This window comes from Bacteroides sp. ET336, assembly GCF_024733815.1.
Taxonomy (GTDB): Bacteria; Bacteroidota; Bacteroidia; order Bacteroidales; family Bacteroidaceae; genus Phocaeicola; species Phocaeicola cellulolyticus.
The window spans coordinates 52,286-68,587 of record NZ_JANRHK010000008.1 but is presented as its reverse complement, the minus strand read 5'-3'; the positions used below and the strand labels follow the sequence as shown (position 1 = coordinate 68,587).

13 protein-coding genes and 1 pseudogene are annotated in these 16,302 nt (G+C 41.1%); 5 read left to right on the top strand and 9 right to left on the bottom strand.

Translation table 11 applies throughout. The annotated features are described in order from the left end of the window. The 5 genes from NW213_RS09205 to NW213_RS09185 all read left to right on the top strand — a co-directional run bounded on the left by NW213_RS09205 (position 1) and on the right by NW213_RS09185 (position 4,386). Positions 1-774, top strand: coding sequence for a carboxypeptidase-like regulatory domain-containing protein (locus NW213_RS09205; RefSeq protein ID WP_258322582.1), 774 nt, complete (start codon positions 1-3; stop codon positions 772-774). Positions 775-777: 3 nt separating this feature from the next. Continuing rightward, positions 778-2,331: an outer membrane beta-barrel family protein gene (locus tag NW213_RS09200; RefSeq protein ID WP_258322581.1), complete on the top strand. Its 1,554-nt coding sequence runs from the start codon at positions 778-780 to the stop codon at positions 2,329-2,331. A 172-nt stretch (positions 2,332-2,503) separates the two neighbouring features. After that, positions 2,504-3,070 carry a DUF4840 domain-containing protein gene (locus NW213_RS09195; protein ID WP_154042610.1) on the top strand — a complete coding sequence of 189 codons (567 nt, stop codon included), beginning with the start codon at positions 2,504-2,506 and terminating at the stop codon, positions 3,068-3,070. A gap of 41 nt (positions 3,071-3,111) precedes the next feature. Beyond that, the gene (lgt, locus tag NW213_RS09190) at positions 3,112-3,951 is read left to right on the top strand and encodes a prolipoprotein diacylglyceryl transferase (RefSeq protein ID WP_154042611.1); all 840 of its coding nucleotides are present in this window, start codon (positions 3,112-3,114) and stop codon (positions 3,949-3,951) included. A gap of 81 nt (positions 3,952-4,032) precedes the next feature. After that, positions 4,033-4,386, top strand: coding sequence for a DUF4377 domain-containing protein (locus NW213_RS09185; RefSeq protein ID WP_258322580.1), 354 nt, complete (start codon positions 4,033-4,035; stop codon positions 4,384-4,386). Between the two features lie 281 nt (positions 4,387-4,667). Here the strand turns inward: NW213_RS09185 and NW213_RS09180 are convergent. The 9 genes and pseudogenes from NW213_RS09180 to NW213_RS09140 all read right to left on the bottom strand — a co-directional run bounded on the left by NW213_RS09180 (position 4,668) and on the right by NW213_RS09140 (position 16,277). Next, positions 4,668-6,084 (bottom strand): annotated as a pseudogene (locus NW213_RS09180) (AAA family ATPase). Between the two features lie 83 nt (positions 6,085-6,167). After that, positions 6,168-7,358, bottom strand: a complete 1,191-nt coding sequence (hydF, locus tag NW213_RS09175) for a [FeFe] hydrogenase H-cluster maturation GTPase HydF (RefSeq protein ID WP_258322579.1) — start codon at positions 7,356-7,358, stop codon at positions 6,168-6,170. A 33-nt stretch (positions 7,359-7,391) separates the two neighbouring features. Continuing rightward, on the bottom strand, positions 7,392-8,810 hold the full coding sequence (gene hydG / locus NW213_RS09170) for a [FeFe] hydrogenase H-cluster radical SAM maturase HydG (protein ID WP_258322578.1): 1,419 nt from the start codon (positions 8,808-8,810) through the stop codon (positions 7,392-7,394). A gap of 21 nt (positions 8,811-8,831) precedes the next feature. Further along, positions 8,832-9,869 (bottom strand): [FeFe] hydrogenase H-cluster radical SAM maturase HydE, encoded by a 1,038-nt coding sequence (gene hydE / locus NW213_RS09165; protein ID WP_258322577.1) that lies wholly within the window; start codon positions 9,867-9,869, stop codon positions 8,832-8,834. 26 nt (positions 9,870-9,895) lie between these two features. After that, positions 9,896-11,374, bottom strand: coding sequence for a 4Fe-4S dicluster domain-containing protein (locus NW213_RS09160; RefSeq protein WP_204404836.1), 1,479 nt, complete (start codon positions 11,372-11,374; stop codon positions 9,896-9,898). 41 nt (positions 11,375-11,415) lie between these two features. Beyond that, complete coding sequence (locus NW213_RS09155) at positions 11,416-11,952, bottom strand: FHA domain-containing protein (protein ID WP_258322576.1); 537 nt, start codon at positions 11,950-11,952, stop codon at positions 11,416-11,418. A gap of 14 nt (positions 11,953-11,966) precedes the next feature. Next, the gene (locus tag NW213_RS09150) at positions 11,967-13,121 is read right to left on the bottom strand and encodes an SPOR domain-containing protein (protein WP_235340236.1); all 1,155 of its coding nucleotides are present in this window, start codon (positions 13,119-13,121) and stop codon (positions 11,967-11,969) included. 174 nt (positions 13,122-13,295) lie between these two features. Next, the gene (locus tag NW213_RS09145) at positions 13,296-15,374 is read right to left on the bottom strand and encodes a hypothetical protein (RefSeq protein WP_258322575.1); all 2,079 of its coding nucleotides are present in this window, start codon (positions 15,372-15,374) and stop codon (positions 13,296-13,298) included. A 15-nt stretch (positions 15,375-15,389) separates the two neighbouring features. Further along, positions 15,390-16,277: a carbon-nitrogen hydrolase gene (locus tag NW213_RS09140; RefSeq protein ID WP_154042620.1), complete on the bottom strand. Its 888-nt coding sequence runs from the start codon at positions 16,275-16,277 to the stop codon at positions 15,390-15,392. Positions 16,278-16,302 lie beyond the last annotated feature (25 nt).

The following is a 16,302-nucleotide window of genomic DNA, read 5'->3' as shown; positions in this document are numbered from 1 at the left end:
ATGAAAAGAATTAGAACATTGTTCATATCTGTATGTGCTATTGTTTCAGTTGGAGTATCAGCACAGACCGTAAGCGGAAAATTGATTGACGAGAACAGCCAGCCGTTGCCTTACGCCAATGTGGTGCTACTCTCGCTACCGGATTCGGCGTTTGTGAACGGAACCATCAGCGGTGAGGATGGTTCTTTCCCACTAGAGGCAACATCGGAAAACCAGATAGTTAAAATATCATCTATCGGATATAAGACTGTGTGTAAGCCGGTATCTCCGGCAAATCTCGGTATCGTGCAGCTCGTATCGGATGCACAGATGCTCAGTGAAGTGGTGGTAAAAGGTAATCTTCCTGTGACACGTATCAAGGGAGATGCTATGGTAACTGGAGTGGCCGGTACTGCTTTGGAAAAAGCCGGAACTGCGGAACAGATGCTCGACAAGATTCCTAATGTTACCTCGAAGGATGGCGAAATCAATGTTTTCGGTCGTGGTACTCCTGAGATTTATGTCAATGGCCGGAAACTGCTTGACAACTCTGAATTGGACAGACTTTCGGCAGAGAATATAAAATCCGTGGAAGTGGTCAATAATCCGGGAGCAAGATACGGTGCGGAAGTAACTTCCGTAATACGTATCATTACCAAGAAAGCGGAAGGCGAAGGATTCGGCTTTGATAACCGTGCCATGTTCCAGTACAATAGAGACTGGAGCGCATTGGAACAGCTGAACTTCAATTACCGAAAGGATGGTTGGAATTTGTCCGGTATGCTGTATGGATAAAGAATGTACGGTTGGATAAGAAAAGAAGTTGTACAGGATACTTATTTGCAGGAACACTGGCAACAGAAATCCACAACATTCAATGACTGGACTTCCAAAAACTTTAACGCCCGGTTAGCCGTAAACTATACCATTAATGAGAATTCGGCTTTAGGAATACGCTACGATTATCACAAGACTCCTTATTCAAATGCCTTGATGGAAACCAATACGGATGTGTATCGTGACGGTGCTTTGTCGGAAAAGACATACAGCCCAAATATCATAGACAATGGTTCCGAATATCATCAGGTGAATGCCTATTATAACGGCAGAGTCAAGGACTGGAGCATAGACTTGAACCTGGACGGATATTGGGATAAGAGCGATAAGGCAAGCTATCTTGATGAAAAGACAGAACTGGCTGACGGAAGCGATAACAATCGTTATGTATCTATCTTCAACGACATTGACAACACGCTTTATGCTGCAAGGCTGATTCTTTCCAGACCGTTGTGGGGCGGTGAATTGTCGTTTGGTGGTGAATATACTTATACCAACCGAAGGAACATCAACCTGAATCCGGAAGGAATTGTTTCGGACGATGACAGTCGGATTCGCGAGAATATGGGTGCGGCTTTTGTGGAATACAGCCGGAAGTTTGGCAGCGTACAGGCTTTGGCTGGATTGAGATACGAGTATAATGCTTCCGATTATTTTGAGAAAGATATCCGTGTGGATGAGCAAAGCAAGAACTTCAGTAATCTGTTTCCTACGCTTTCCATTGCATTTCCCGTCAATCGTGTGAATTTTCAGCTGGCATACCGCACCGATATAGCCAGACCGTCTTATTGGGATTTGAGAAGCAGCGTTCTGCTGATAAACAAATATACCTATGAAACCGGAAATCCGCTACTTGCCCCTAAGTTTACGCATAACTTTACATTGGGAGCTACATACAGATGGTTACAGCTGTCTGTCGGATATAACCGTGTAAAGAACGATATTCTCAACGTAACCAGTCTGTATGACGAGAATGATCCTACAATCATGCTGATGTCGCTTGCCAATGCGGAAGCATACGACAAGATTTTAGCCGGTGTGACGCTTTCTCCTACTATCGGTATCTGGAAACCGCAATGGCGATTCCAGTTGAATAAGCAGTGGTATGACATACAGACTCCGCAAGGCAACCTCAGTCTGGACAACCCGATGGGTACGATTATCTGGAACAACAACCTGAGTCTGCCTTTGGGTTTCATGCTGGATGCAGATTTCATGTACACAAGTAAGGGAGACATGAAGAACGGCAGATTCCTTAAACCTTCCTGGAGAATGGATATGGCATTGCAGAAGAGTCTTCTCAATGACAAGCTGAATATCCGTTTGGACGCAACAAACCTGTTCAACAGCTATAAGCGTGATTTTATGATGTATGTAAGCAATATGCAGACCATGCACATGACAGAAGAACCTAATAACTGTACAATACGTCTAACTGTCCGCTATAAGTTTAATACAACCAAAAGTAAGTACAAAGGAACAGGAGCAGGGGAGAGCCAGAAGAATCGTATGTAAGAGTAAAAAATGTAAGTACCACAGATATATTGTTATAATTAGCAGAATATTAGACTCTTTTTTACAAAAAAAATGGAGGATAGAATCCGTATTAGATTATAAACACTATATTTGCGATATTAGCTGTTTTGAATGATAATCCAGTACAAAAAATTGAGTTAATGAAAGTATTATGAAAACAAAAAATCTATTTGGAATAATGATATTGTTCCTGTTAACATTTACCATTATTAGCTGTAATAAAGAGGAAGAGGGCTTTTCTAAAGAAGAAATACAACAGATGCTATTCGACATGAAAGGAACCTATCATGGCACTGTACAAGTAGACTATTATCAAGGTTCAAGTATAACAGAACTTCAGAATGCAATAGCTGTTTCACGCGATTCACTCAAATTCAATATGTCATTATTACCATATGTAGAACTGATTTCAGATGAAGGCCTGACGGAGCGCCTGCGTGAAATTGGAGAGGTGGAAGTTGTTGCTGGTTATGATTTTCATCAGAGTGACGGTTGGAATATAAATTTTGGATTGCGACCTAAGGATGTCGACGTATTAGGCGGTTATGGAGCACCTCCTTCTATTCGGATTGTTTTTGCTCAGACTTTTGGTGGGGACGCTGAAGTAGGACATAATTTCATAATGTTTAATATCTCTCCTCTGGAATTATGGGTTGATGGAAAGAAATATGAAGATTTTCCACGTTTAGTTTACCACTTTAGAGGTAATTATGAATAGTAAAAAGTAATGTAAATACAGAATTATAAATTTCAAATACAATGAATCCAATATTATACATAAATTGGGATATAGATCCTGTTATATTTAGTCTTGGTCCGGTTAAGATTCAATATTATGGTTTGATTTTTGTTACTGGACTTGTCTTATGTTATTACATAATTGGCCATATATACAAGAAGGAGAAGATTTATACTCCTGATGCAATGGAGAAACTTTTTATATATGCTGTTATTGGTATTTTCGGAGGTGCAAGACTTGGTCACTGTCTATTTTATGACTTTGAATATTTTTCTTCTCATATAATTGAAATATTTATACCATTTAGAGAAAATGCTAATGGAGTTTACGAGTTTATAGGATACAAAGGATTGGCAAGCCACGGAGGTGCAATAGGTTTGTTCATTGCCATGTTATTATACTCACGGAAGATTCATATTCCATTCCCGAAGATAATAGACATCATAGCTATCTTGGCTCCATTAGGGGGAGCTTTTATAAGAATCTCAAATTTAATGAACTCTGAAATTATTGGACGTCCGACAGATTTGCCATGGGCTTTTATATTCAGATACGTTGACGATTTACCAAGACATCCTTCACAGCTTTATGAGTCAATAAGCTATTTTATTATTTTCCTGATAGCTTATTCTCTATACAAATATAAAAGACAGTTGTTTAAAGTCGGAAGTTATTTCTATTTTGGCTTTAGTATTTTTGCCATTTTTCTCATGAGATTTCTTTTAGAATACACAAAGGAAAATCAAAAAGGTTTCGAAGATTCGATGTTTTTCAATATGGGACAAGTTTTGAGTATCCCTTTTATTGTATTAGGTCTATACCTAATTTTGCGTAGTTATATACAGTCATCCAAAAGATAACTATAACAAATAAGATAACCGATAAACAGTGCAGAAAATAAGAGTTATTGCAAAACTATAAACTACTATAATCAAAGTAACATGAAAACAAAGAATTTATTTGGAATACTGATGCTGTTCCTGTTTACATTTGCCTCTATCAGTTGTGATAAAGATGATATGACAGACAAAGTAGAAACAATAAAAATGTATGTGTCTGCGGAAACTGATACTTATATTCCTTGGGGAAGCGATACTCCAGTAGAATGTATGCTTATAGAAGAAGGAAATTCAAGCTATTCAAAACTTCCCTTAAATGGCATAGAAGGATTTGTATATAAGAAAGGTTTTGAATACACTCTTAAGGTTGAAAAAACGACTTTAGCAAATCCACCTGCTGATGATAGCGATGTCAGATACAAACTGATAGAGATTATAACAGAACAAGAAAAATAAAGATAATGAATATAAATAAAAGCGGCTAAGATTGAGCTTAGTCGCTTATATTTTATCTATCTCATATTCGGAAATTCTAATGTATGCCATCAGGACAAGATTACCACATACTAACACCATGAACATTCTTTCTCTCTTTGGCTGAAGTACTTTTTCCTATAACTTCTTCCCCAGCACTGTATCATCCGCACTATCCATCTGCAGGTATCGACCTACGATCTTCAAGAACTTGTTAGTAGTGTGTAGACTGGGTAGCTGTTACGCAAAATCATTTTACTTGGCTAATTTACTGCCCAGTCGCTAATCGTGCCGGTTTCAGAAGAGAATGATGCTCCGATCTTATAAACTTTGCGGCTATTGGCTGCATATTCACGCGCATATCCTTTTTCCTCTATCTGCTGAAGCGCCTCTTGGGCCGTACCGTCCAGTTTGAACTCAAAGATATATACATAGTCCGATGTTTCCACTATGCAGTCCACACGTCCCTGGCTATGTACCTTTTCGGCATAGACAGTATAAACACTCACCAGACGCATAATGAGGTAGAAGGTGTTATTCAGTTGGTTGCAGATATGACGAAGCCACCATTGTAAGGAATCCGCCTTTTACCTCATTGTTCGGGAAATCAAGAAGGAAGGTATTGAAATCTCTGTCGTATGCCTTTATTGTAAGATATCCGCTTTGATATATCATAGGCAAAGGGCGTTCCACGTCTGCCTTGTAGTCAATAAATTCCGCCGGAGTGTAATACTTTACAGTAAATTCGTTCATCCTCTCATGCGAATGGTTAAGCAGACGAATAAGATATGTGGGAGTTCCTGTGCTGAACCAATAGTCTTTGATACGTTTGGCGTCAAGAGCATTCAACAAGCTGAAAGGATTATAAATGTCTGTCAGTTTATCGCTGAAGTGATACCCATCGTACTGTTTCTTCAACAGTTTATACATTTCTTCCGGTGTACACTGATACTCAACGGCCATTTGCAATACAGGTTCAGTAAAATATTTTACGATTTCCTCCTGAGTAATACCGCACAGAGCTTCATAACGTACATCCATACTTATATCTTTAGCTTGATTGAAACCGCTGAATATACTTTCTTGGGAATATTTTGTAACCCCTGTCAACAAAACGAATTGCAAATGCTTGTCCGCTCCCTTAAACACGGAATAAAAAGCTTTCAGAATGTTTCGGTGTTTGTCCTCCAGATTTGTATCCACATCCAGTACATCAAGCATAGGTTTGTCGTATTCATCTACAAGTACCACAGCGCGTCGGCCTGTCTGAAGATGAGCGGCCTCGAGAACCTTTATAAAGCGGTCTCCAAGACCCAATTCATTTTCACGTACAGGCAGATTGTACTTCTGTTCCCATTCAGTAAGATAAAAATTAAGTTTTTTCTCCAGTTCTCCTGAGTTTGTGAAATTAGTCGCATTGAAATCCACATGGAAAACGGGATACTCGTTCCATTCCGTCTCCATCTTTTCTATGGCAAGACCACGAAACAGTTCCTTACGTCCTGAATAATAGTTTTCCAGAGTAGAAACAAGTAGGCTCTTTCCGAACCGTCTTGGTCGACTGAGAAAATAAATGCTTCCATTATGTGTAAGGTCATAAATAATGTCAGTTTTATCGACATATATATAACCTTCTTGAATAATGCGTTCAAAACTTTGGATACCAATTGGAAATTTCATAACCTGATTCTTTTTGTACTTTAGGCAAAGGTAAATAAAAAATCAGACTTTCACGTCATTAATTAATAGGTCTTTTCCCAATTTTAATACTCAATATAATCAAGTATCCCCTGAATATAGGCTATAGTCACTCCATAATTGGTCATAGGGATGTTCTGTTCCTTGGCTTTTGCCACACGGTTCATCATGAATTTCCTGTTGAACATACATGCTCCGCAATGGATAATCAGGTCGTAGCCATCAAGATTTTCCGGAAAGTCGTGTCCTGATACAATATCTATATGTATGTCATTGCCAAACCTTTTTCGAAGCATGGCTGGGATTTTCTCGCGACCAATATCCTCGGTGAGTGGGGCATGGGTGCATGCTTCTGCTATAAGGACTTTGGAATTGTTGTTCAGTTTGCCTATCGTACGTGCACCTTCCACAAAAAAGTCTATATCGCCCTTGTGCTTGGCAAAGAGTACTGAGAACGATGTCAGTATGCTTTCCTTTGGCTTCAGTTCGAAAACGGTCTTGAATACCTGTGAGTCTGTGATGATAAGTTTCGGTGGATTTACCATCGCTTTGAGCATTGCTTCCAGCTTGTCTGTAGTGCAGCTCATTACAAGGCATTTCTTGTCAAGAAGTTCACGCAGGGTTTGAACTTGTGGGAGAATTAATCTGCCTTTCGGAGCCTGAATGTCCTGTGGCATGACCAACAGTACGGTATCGTTTTCGCCGGCAAGATTTCCTATTATACTATTGTCGGAAGAGTTGTCTGGCTGGTTTTCTATCAGCGCTTTTCTTATCTCGTCGATGCCTTCCTTTGTCAGCGTACTTGCTATTACAGGTTTGGTACCACATTTCTTTTCTATGGCAAGAGCTGTTTCTGTCTTGTTGTCCAGATTGTCTGCCTTGTTGAGTACCCATATCACCGGTGTATTCTTTGCAGTGAACACTTTCTGCCATCGAAGTTCTTCTTCGATATTATCGTCTGTGCAGACCATAATAGCTATGTCAGTGCGTTCCGTAGCCTTTAATGTCTGCTTTACTCTCAGATTTCCAAGCTCTCCTTCATCATCAAATCCGGCTGTGTCTATAAATACACACGGACCTATGCCGTGTATTTCCATCGATTTATATACAGGGTCGGTGGTAGTTCCGGCTACGTCCGAAACTACTGAAACTTCCTGGCCTGTGATGGCATTTATCAACGACGATTTTCCACTGTTTCTTTTACCGAAAAGTGCTATATGTGTGCGGTTTGATCTTGGAGTATCTTGCAATGACATATTATTATGGTTATTTAAACTTGAGTTATATTATCAGAATCTGAAGTCGCGCTTTCCTTCGCCAATGTATTTCAGATTCTCTATTGCGCGTCTCTTTATTGCAGGATTTGGAATTCTTTCCATCTGCTCACGTATCATCTTCGTACCGAGGGCTTTTGTCTCAGGAGAGGCGTAATCTTCCAAATATTCCTGTAGAGTCATAAGCGCGTTTGGCGAGCAGCAGTTGGCTATCTGTCCTGTTTTTACCAATGACATGAAGCGGTCGCCTGTACGTCCTTCGCGATAGCAAGCAGTGCAGAAGCTTGGAATATATCCGAGTTTCAGCAACCATGACACTATTTCGTCCAGTGTACGGTTGTCGCTGATATCGAACTGTGAGGAGTTTTCTTCTGGTGTCTCTTCTACGGCATATCCGCCTACGCTTGTACGCGAACCTCCGCTTATCTGTGAGATACCGAGTTCAAGAACCTTCTCGCGCGATTTCTGCGATTCGCGTGTAGAGATAATCATTCCCGTGTATGGCACAGCTATACGGATGATGGCTACAATCTTCTGGAATATCTCGTCGGAGATGGCATTTTCGAAGTCTGCTGCATTTATGTCGTCGGCAGAGCAGATTCGCGGTACGCTGATAGTGTGAGGACCTACTCCGTAAGTGGCTTCCAGATGTTCCGCGTGCATCAGCAGTCCGGTGAAATCGTACTTATAGGTATTCAGGCCGAACAGAACACCGAGTCCTACATCGTCTATTCCACCTTCCATCGCTCTGTCCATTGCCTCTGTGTGATAAGCATAATTGCTTTTAGGGCCACGCGGATGAAGTTTCTCATAATTCTCCTTATGATATGTTTCCTGGAAAAGAATGTATGTACCTATTCCTGCCTCGTGAAGCTTTCTGTAGTTCTCTACAGTTGTGGCTGCAATATTCACGTTCACGCGGCGTATTGCTCCGTTCTTATGCTTTATTCCGTATATTGTCTTGATGGATTCGAGGATATATTCTATCGGATTGTGTAGCGGGTCTTCGCCGGCTTCAAGTGCCAGACGCTTGTGTCCCATGTCCTGAAGTGCTATGACTTCGCGTTCTATATCTTCCTGACTGAGCTTCTTGCGGGCTATAGTCTTGTTTTTGATATGGTAAGGGCAATACACACAGCTGTTTACGCAATAGTTTGAAAGATACAGCGGGGCGAACATCACTATTCTGTTGCCGTAGAATTTCTGCTTGATTTCCTTTGCCAGACTGAATATCTCCTCCAGCAGTTCCGGGTCATTACATTCAAGCAGAAGTGCAGCTTCACGGTGACTGATACCTTTGCAAGCTCTTGCTTTTTCTATAATGGATGATATGAGTTCTCTGTTTCCGGCATTCTCTTCCGCATATTTCAGTGTGTCAAGAATTTCATCATGGCTGATAAATTCTTCAGCCTTCTTTGAATCGGCTCTGTACATATTTGTAGGTTTATATATTATTTATTCAACATAATCTCCTCGACCGTAGTCAATAGTATAACCAATGGCACTAAGCTTTTGTTCAAGAAAAGCCAGACCTTCTGCTGCTTCGGCACCCATTGATGCCTTATTGTTGTACAGCGAATACTTGCTTCTTTCCTGTGGAGGAGAGAGATTGGGCATCACTACATTTGCACCTGCCAGTATTCCTCTTTCGCGTCCGTCGGGGGCAAGTGAGGCCAATGCCGTGGTTGACGGTATGAGCGCGTGAGGATGCATAAGTCTGAAAATTGACAATAGGAGTAGGGTAGTGCGTATGCTGCCAGCGCTTTTATCAGCAAATGGAGTGTCACGGTGCGGTATGAAAGGACCTATTCCTATCATTTGTGGCTTGAATTCGCCGATGAACAGAATATCTTCAATGATATTGTCTGTGGTCTGTCCCGGACTGCCAACCATAATGCCTGTACCTGTCTGATAGCCTATCTCCTTCAGATTCTTAAGGCATTGCAGCCTGTTTTGCAGTGACATCGTTTCGGGATGCAACAATGAATAATGATGAGGATTGTGAGTTTCATGACGTAGCAGATATCTGTTGGCTCCGGCTTCATAGAACATCTTGTATGCTTCGTATGATTTTTCTCCCAAAGAAAGGGTTATGGCAGCGTCCGGATATTCCCGGCGTATGGACGATACAACGTCTGCTATTCTTTCGTCGGTCATATAGTTGTCTTCTCCACCCTGGAGTACAAAAGTACGGAAGCCCAGCCTGTAGCCTTCGTCGCAGCATTGCAGTATAGTTTCCTTGTCTAGTCTGTATCTTTCCACATTCCTGTTGCTACGGCGTATTCCGCAGTAAAGGCAGTCGTTGTGACAGCAGTTTCCAACCTCTATAAGTCCGCGCACGAAAATCCTGTTGCCGAACACTTTCTGTGTTTCGGAGCGTGCAATGCTGTTTATCAGTTCAAGACTGTCGTCATCACACTCATCCAATAATATACGAAATTCATCGGAAGAAAGTGTTTTCTCCCGATGAAGTCGCTCTATAAGTTTTCTCATATATATGTGATATGAAAAATCTTTATTTATTCTTCTTCCTTGTAGTTCTCGTATTTCAGAGGACGTTTCAGCAAATCCTGATTAAGCTGTCTTTTGCCTGAAAGAGGATCGTTGAATGAACTTGGACCAGTGATACATCCTTCAGGGCAGGCCATCATTTCGATGAACTGTGCGTCAACTTTACCAGTCTTGGCGTATGCTCTGAGAACACCGATATTCTTCTTGTTGAAATCCGAAATCTGCATAATCTTAATGCCGTTTGCCTTTTCACCCAGGTAAGCTTTTACTGCTCCTGCTACACCTCCGGCCTGTGCAAATCCGTGAGCCTCGCATACAGATTCTTTTGCTACCTTGTATGGAGAAACTTCCTTCAGGTCGATTCCCATACCTTTGATAACTGAGCTTATTTCCTCGAAAGTCATCACATAATCTACGCATTCATCGCGCTGTGCTTCTTTTCTCTTGGCGATACATGGGCCTATGAATACCACTTTAGCATCAGGATATTTCTTCTTTGCGATGCGTGATGCGTAGTACATTGGTGAACCTGTAGTAGAAACGTATGGTTTCATTGCAGGTATGTGCTTGTTTACAAGTTCTATATATGAAGGACAGCATGAAGTAGTCATAAACGTCTGTCCTTCAGCAATCTTTTCAAGAAGTTCGTGGGCTTCATTGCTTGTGGTCTGCATAGCTCCTTCAGCTACTTCGATAACATCGGCAAAACCAATCTGCTTTAATGCTCCATATACTTCATCTATTTTAGCATCAAACTGTCCGAGTATTGATGGGGCAGGGATGGCAATCACCTGTTTTCCTGCACGTATCTCTTCAAGAACATCGAACACCTGTGAAATCTCGAATATGGCACCGAAAGGACATGCGTTAAGACATTTTCCACAATAGATACATTTGCTTTCGTCGATATGCTCTATGTTGTGTTCGTCCTTGCTGATAGCCTTTACAGGACATGCTTCCTCGCATGGTACAGGAATATATACGATAGCATGATAAGGACAGCTCTTATGACAGATACCGCAGCTTATACAAGTGTCGTGGTCAATACGTGCCTGACCTGTTTTCTTGTCGAAATGTACAGCACCTTTAGGGCAGTTCATGTAGCAGCTTCTTGCCACACAACCTCTACACAGGTTACTTACTTCATAGTTTACCTGAACGCATGATGAACAAGCCTCGTCTATCACGCAAAGAATGTTTTCCTTGATTTTTCCGTGTCTTTCAAGTGCCTTGCGTGCATATTCAGACAGCGGTGTAAGTTCGTCTGTCTCGTCGGACATATCCCATCCCAACAAAGGGAGTGACTTGTATTTTGTCACCGCACGTTCCTTGTGGATACAGCAGCGTCCTACAGGTTGCGAACGTCTTGGACTGAATTCCAACGGAACACGGTCGATTTTTTCAATTAACTGTTTCTCCTTCCACAAAGCTACCAGATTTTCAAGCAGTTTGTGTCTCACAATCATTACGTTGTTGGTAAATGCCATAAGTAAAAAAGTAGTGTGATGTTAGTTAAAAATATAGTTTATTATTCATTATCCTCTTCTGCGCTGCGCAGAATAAGAGTTGTAGCGCCTAAAGTGAAAATGCTTCCTTCTTCTATTATAACTCTGTCTTTAGGCCCCAGGATTTCATTTTTATGAAATGTTCCTGTTATACTGTCGTTATCCCTTAATGTATATATTAATTTTCCTTGCTTGTTTCTTTTTACATTGATTATGCAATGTCTGCGATCCATGCTCGGGTCGTTTGTCTCTATGGCTATGTCAACAACTGTTCCTTTGCATCTGCGTCCTATCACGTTATCGCCTTCATGCAGAGGTAATACCTGCTTGTAGGCGAAAGTGTTTTCTATAACCACTACATTGCCAAAATCCTTTGTTCCTTCCTTTTCGTCTATGATTTCTTCGCGACGTGTTGCTGCATTAAGTTTGGTACGTCCCAAACGTATGCTGAACTGTTTCTTACACTCGGGGCAGATGAAAACCAATGACTGTCCTTCTTCATACTTGGTTTCATCAAACTGGATGTAATTGTCGCATTTAGGACATCTTACTCTTTTCATTCCTTAAAAATTAATCATTTGGATTTATTCAGTAACCACGCTGTCTTGAACTGTTCGTCTTTTCTCAGTTCATTTATCTTTTCGTATGCTTTTGACTTGTCAGTATAGCTGTATAATGCTATACGGTAACGGTTGTCCGATGTCAGGATAGTGGCTTCTTCGTATCCCTGTTTCTTGAACTTGGCAAGCTCTTTTTCCGCATCCTGCATGGTTGGCAGACTCGCTACGATAATGAACATACCCTTATTCTGTGAAGATTTGCTTTTCTGTACTTCTTTTGTACTTTTTGTTTCCGCCTTGACTGACTCAGCCTTGATCACCTCTTTCTTTGCGACAGCAGGTAATACCTTTACTTCTTTAGAAGCTTTAGGCTCGGCTTTTTCCACCTTTACACTTTTAACAGCAACAGGACGTAATGTGTTCACATTATTTCGTCTGTTTGTCGCATTATTCTGCTTGATATCCTTTGTTTCAAGCGATGTCGTTGCCATTGACTTGCTTCTGATGGCATCAAGCATGGTTTCTGCTCCTAAAGATGCATAGCTTGAATTATCGAGATAAGTGTTCTCTACCGGAACAGAGAGTACAAAGAATAATATAACAGCAGCGGCAATTCCTACAGCATGCTCTGCCATACGCTTAATGATATGACGTTGTTTTGCCTTTTCTTTCCTGTCTTCTTCGCAAGAAGATACTGTTTCTATCATTATACGCGGTTCTACGGTGGTTTCCTTGACCGGTTTCAACTCAGAAAGAGGAGAAATTGAGAAACTGCCCAAACCATACAGACTCGGACTGAAGAAAGCATTCTGATATGGTTCAAAACCATATACTCCTGCCATGGTATAATATAGTGTTCCTATATTTTCAAGTTCTGCCTGTCCGTTTTTATATAATGAATCTTTTATTTGAGATACTACACTCTCAATTTTCCTGCTTGCATCAGGAAAGTCAGTGTCGTAGGCTTGCATGTATGACTGTGCCAATAAACCGTCGTTTATTATAAGCTGCGGATTGAATCCGATAGTCCTTACCGGCGGGCAAAATACATTTGCAGAATCCTTGAACTCTGCAGCTTTATTGTGTGCAATGAAACCTCCCAGACCGGGAACTATTACACAGTCATTTTCCAGTAAAAGTACTTCTATATGTCTTGCTAGCTCTTTCATACCGCAAAATTATAATTTTTTTTAGAAGACCGTACACGTTTTGAGGATAAATTTGTGCTTAAAGCGGACTATTTTCTAAATAGTCAACTTTTAGGCCAAGAAATCAAAACCATGTTCAGACTACGTTCACTGAACGTTTCCTGAACGCCCGGTGAACGTGTCCTAAAAGGTTTTTCAGCTCTGAATTTTACTCATCAGCACTTCTGCCAGTTCTGTCTGTTCTGCATCCTGTGCAAGTTTAATTCCTTCTTTCATTGTTTCTATGCCTTCTTTTGTAGTGAAGAAAGCATTGAAACGGCGGAGAGTCTGAATTTGCGGAATAGCGAAGTTTCTTGGCTCAGGATTGTGCGGACATAATGCAGAGAGTTGTTCCGCATCAATCTTCTCGTCGAGCATATCTCTGAAAAGATTTTTGTATGGCAGACTGAACTTGTTAGCCAAAGGCTTGAAAGTGACATGATACAGATTCTTCAGAGTTGTACGTCCGTTCTTGTCATGATAATTTACCTGTATTGGCTGATATGTACAGATTGCCATCAGTAGAGAATCGGCAACAGCAGAAGCGGAATCCTCGTCTTCCATATTGCATATTATTTCCTCACCGTCGAAAGGACTGTCCAGGCCTTCCATTTTTGTTACCGCTGAATTTTCCAGATAAAGGATTTCGTCAGTGATAATTTCCTTTCCTTCTATTCCCCAATCAAACAGTCCTGTCCTGAGTTGGAAATGTCTGGACTGGTAGATATACTGGTTTCCTATTGTTGTTGTGACGCGGATATAATCGTATTTCTGTGTTAAAGAGACTATTTCCTTTTGCATCTTCTCTTTCATCGCTTCCTCGTCATCAGTTATATCGTCTGATTTCTTATCGATGGAAGTTTCAGCAGCCGGAAGTACTTCATTTTCTTCTTCATTAACAGGTGGTACTTCCTCTGGCGTTTGAACTGTAAGGCTGATATTTGCTATTTCACTTTCCAGGGTTTTCACTTTTTCGGAGAGGGTAGTGTTCTCTTCTTTCTCCTTATTATATAACTCTTTGAGTGATGCTATTTCCTTTTCACGGCTTTCTATTTCTTTGTTTAAGTTGTCTTTCTCTGCAATGTGAAGTTCATTTGCTGATTTTAGCTCATTGCTCAGAGTCTCTTTTTCCGCTTTGTGGCTTTCTTTGAGCGAATCCAATTCTTTGCTTAGCGTTTCAAGCTCTTTACTGAGATTTTCTTTTTCCTTGTTAAGAGCCTCTTTCTCCTTGCTGAGAACTTCCTTTTCTTTATTCAGAGTCTCATTTTCCTTTCCAAGTTCTTCATTCTTTTTGTCAAGGTTTTTCTTTTCATTGCCGAGAGCATTCTTTTCTTGCAACAGACTTTCCTTTTCATTACAAAGATTTTCTTTCTCTTTGATTAGTGCTTCTTTTTCTGTATTCAGTCCGGCAATAACCTTTTGCAGATTTTCAATTTCCCCGCTCATCTTTTCTGATTCAAAGGAAATTTTGCTTGTCTCTTCCTTATGCTTTTCGGAATTCTCTTTTGCGGATTTCTCCAGTTCCTCTTTTTCTTTGACTAAAGTCTCGTATTTTTCCTTGAGCGCTTTCAGCTCATCAGCCACCAACTCATATTCGCTGTTGTGATTTTCCTTTTCGGCTTGATGAAGTTCATGAAGCGATTCCAGCTCTTTGTTGAGGCTTTCTTTTTCAGAAAGATGACGTTCTTTGATTGATTTCAGTTCATTGCTGACTGCCTCATTCTCATTGCTGAGCGTCTCCTTTTCTTTGCTGATAGTCTCCAGTTCTTTAGCAAGATTTTCTTTTTCTGTGCCAAGAGTTTCCTTTTCCTTACAGAGTGTTTCCTTTTCTTTTTCGAGAATATCTTTCTCTGCATTCAGTCCTTCGATGACCTTCTGCAGATTTCCGATTTCCCCGGACATCTTCTCAGATTCCAGGGAAATCCTGTCTGTTTCTTCTTTAAACTTTTCAGAATTTTCCTTGATGGTATTTTCAAGATTCTCTTTCTCCATGACCAGGGCCCCGTACTTTTCCTTCAGCTCATTAAGCTCGTCAGATACCACCCCATATTCATTGCTGAGACTTTCTTTTTTCTTCTTGTACTTGTCGTTGAGGACGTTGTATTCCCTTGATGTACTTCTCAACAGTTCAGACAGTCTTTTGTTTTCAAGTTTAAGTCTGGTAAGTTCGGTACTTTGAGCCTCAATGTCAAGCCCATATAATGCTTTAAAGATTTTAAGTGCAAGTTTACCCATGTCATGTATGATTTATCAATCTCTGAATCGTTTTGTCAGTTCTCCAAATTCGTCAATTCTACGGTCTCTAAGGAACGGCCACCAGCGACGTACGTTCTCGCTGCGGTTCATGTCTATATCTACTATGATATTTTCTTCCTTCATATTGTCAGCCTGGGCGATTATCTCTCCCTGCGGACCTGCCACGAAGCTGTTTCCCCAGAACTGGATACCGTTGGTCTGGCCTGAAGGATCAGGCTCGTGTCCTACACGGTTTACTGCGATTACAGGCAGTCCGTTTGCCACAGCATGACCTCTCTGTACTGTAACCCATGCACCGAGCTGACGAAGTTTCTCTTCCTGTGTGTCAGTACTTTCCCAGCCTATGGCAGTAGGATAGATGAGCAGTTCTGCTCCCTTGAGCGCCATCATGCGGGCTCCTTCCGGATACCATTGGTCCCAGCATACCTGTACACCGAGTTTTCCTACTGAAGTCTGAATCGGTTCGAAACCTATATCTCCCGGAGTGAAATAGAATTTTTCGTAATAAGCAGGATCGTCCGGAATATGCATCTTGCGGTATTTACCTGCTATGCTTCCGTCTTTTTCGAACACTACGGCTGTGTTGTGATACAGACCTGCCGCACGGCGTTCGAACAGTGATGTTACAAGAACTATACCGTATGCCGCTGCTATTTCGCTATAAAATCCTGTTGAAGGGCCTGGTATAGGTTCTGCAAGGTCGAACAGTCTTGTGTCTTCTGTCTGGCAGAAGTAAAGTGAGTTGTGCAATTCCTGCAATACTACTAGTTGTGCTCCGGCTTTTGCCAGTGAAGCTATATTTCTGTGAAGTTTTTCCAAGTTATATTTGATATCTCCTGTGCATGACTGCTGGACGATACCTACTCTTATTATTCTGCTCATGTCTGTTAAATTATAATGTTGATGT

What these genes read in the sequence shown, in the direction of transcription:
- NW213_RS09205 (WP_258322582.1), top strand. Translation starts at nt 1, where the DNA reads ATGAAAAGAATTAGAACATTGTTCATATCTGTATGTGCTATTGTTTCA.
- NW213_RS09200 (WP_258322581.1), top strand. Translation starts at nt 778, where the DNA reads ATGTACGGTTGGATAAGAAAAGAAGTTGTACAGGATACTTATTTGCAG.
- NW213_RS09195 (WP_154042610.1), top strand. Translation starts at nt 2,504, where the DNA reads ATGAAAACAAAAAATCTATTTGGAATAATGATATTGTTCCTGTTAACA.
- lgt (WP_154042611.1), top strand. Translation starts at nt 3,112, where the DNA reads ATGAATCCAATATTATACATAAATTGGGATATAGATCCTGTTATATTT.
- NW213_RS09185 (WP_258322580.1), top strand. Translation starts at nt 4,033, where the DNA reads ATGAAAACAAAGAATTTATTTGGAATACTGATGCTGTTCCTGTTTACA.
- hydF (WP_258322579.1), bottom strand. Translation starts at nt 7,358, where the DNA reads ATGTCATTGCAAGATACTCCAAGATCAAACCGCACACATATAGCACTT.
- hydG (WP_258322578.1), bottom strand. Translation starts at nt 8,810, where the DNA reads ATGTACAGAGCCGATTCAAAGAAGGCTGAAGAATTTATCAGCCATGAT.
- hydE (WP_258322577.1), bottom strand. Translation starts at nt 9,869, where the DNA reads ATGAGAAAACTTATAGAGCGACTTCATCGGGAGAAAACACTTTCTTCC.
- NW213_RS09160 (WP_204404836.1), bottom strand. Translation starts at nt 11,374, where the DNA reads ATGGCATTTACCAACAACGTAATGATTGTGAGACACAAACTGCTTGAA.
- NW213_RS09155 (WP_258322576.1), bottom strand. Translation starts at nt 11,952, where the DNA reads ATGAAAAGAGTAAGATGTCCTAAATGCGACAATTACATCCAGTTTGAT.
- NW213_RS09150 (WP_235340236.1), bottom strand. Translation starts at nt 13,121, where the DNA reads ATGAAAGAGCTAGCAAGACATATAGAAGTACTTTTACTGGAAAATGAC.
- NW213_RS09145 (WP_258322575.1), bottom strand. Translation starts at nt 15,374, where the DNA reads ATGGGTAAACTTGCACTTAAAATCTTTAAAGCATTATATGGGCTTGAC.
- NW213_RS09140 (WP_154042620.1), bottom strand. Translation starts at nt 16,277, where the DNA reads ATGAGCAGAATAATAAGAGTAGGTATCGTCCAGCAGTCATGCACAGGA.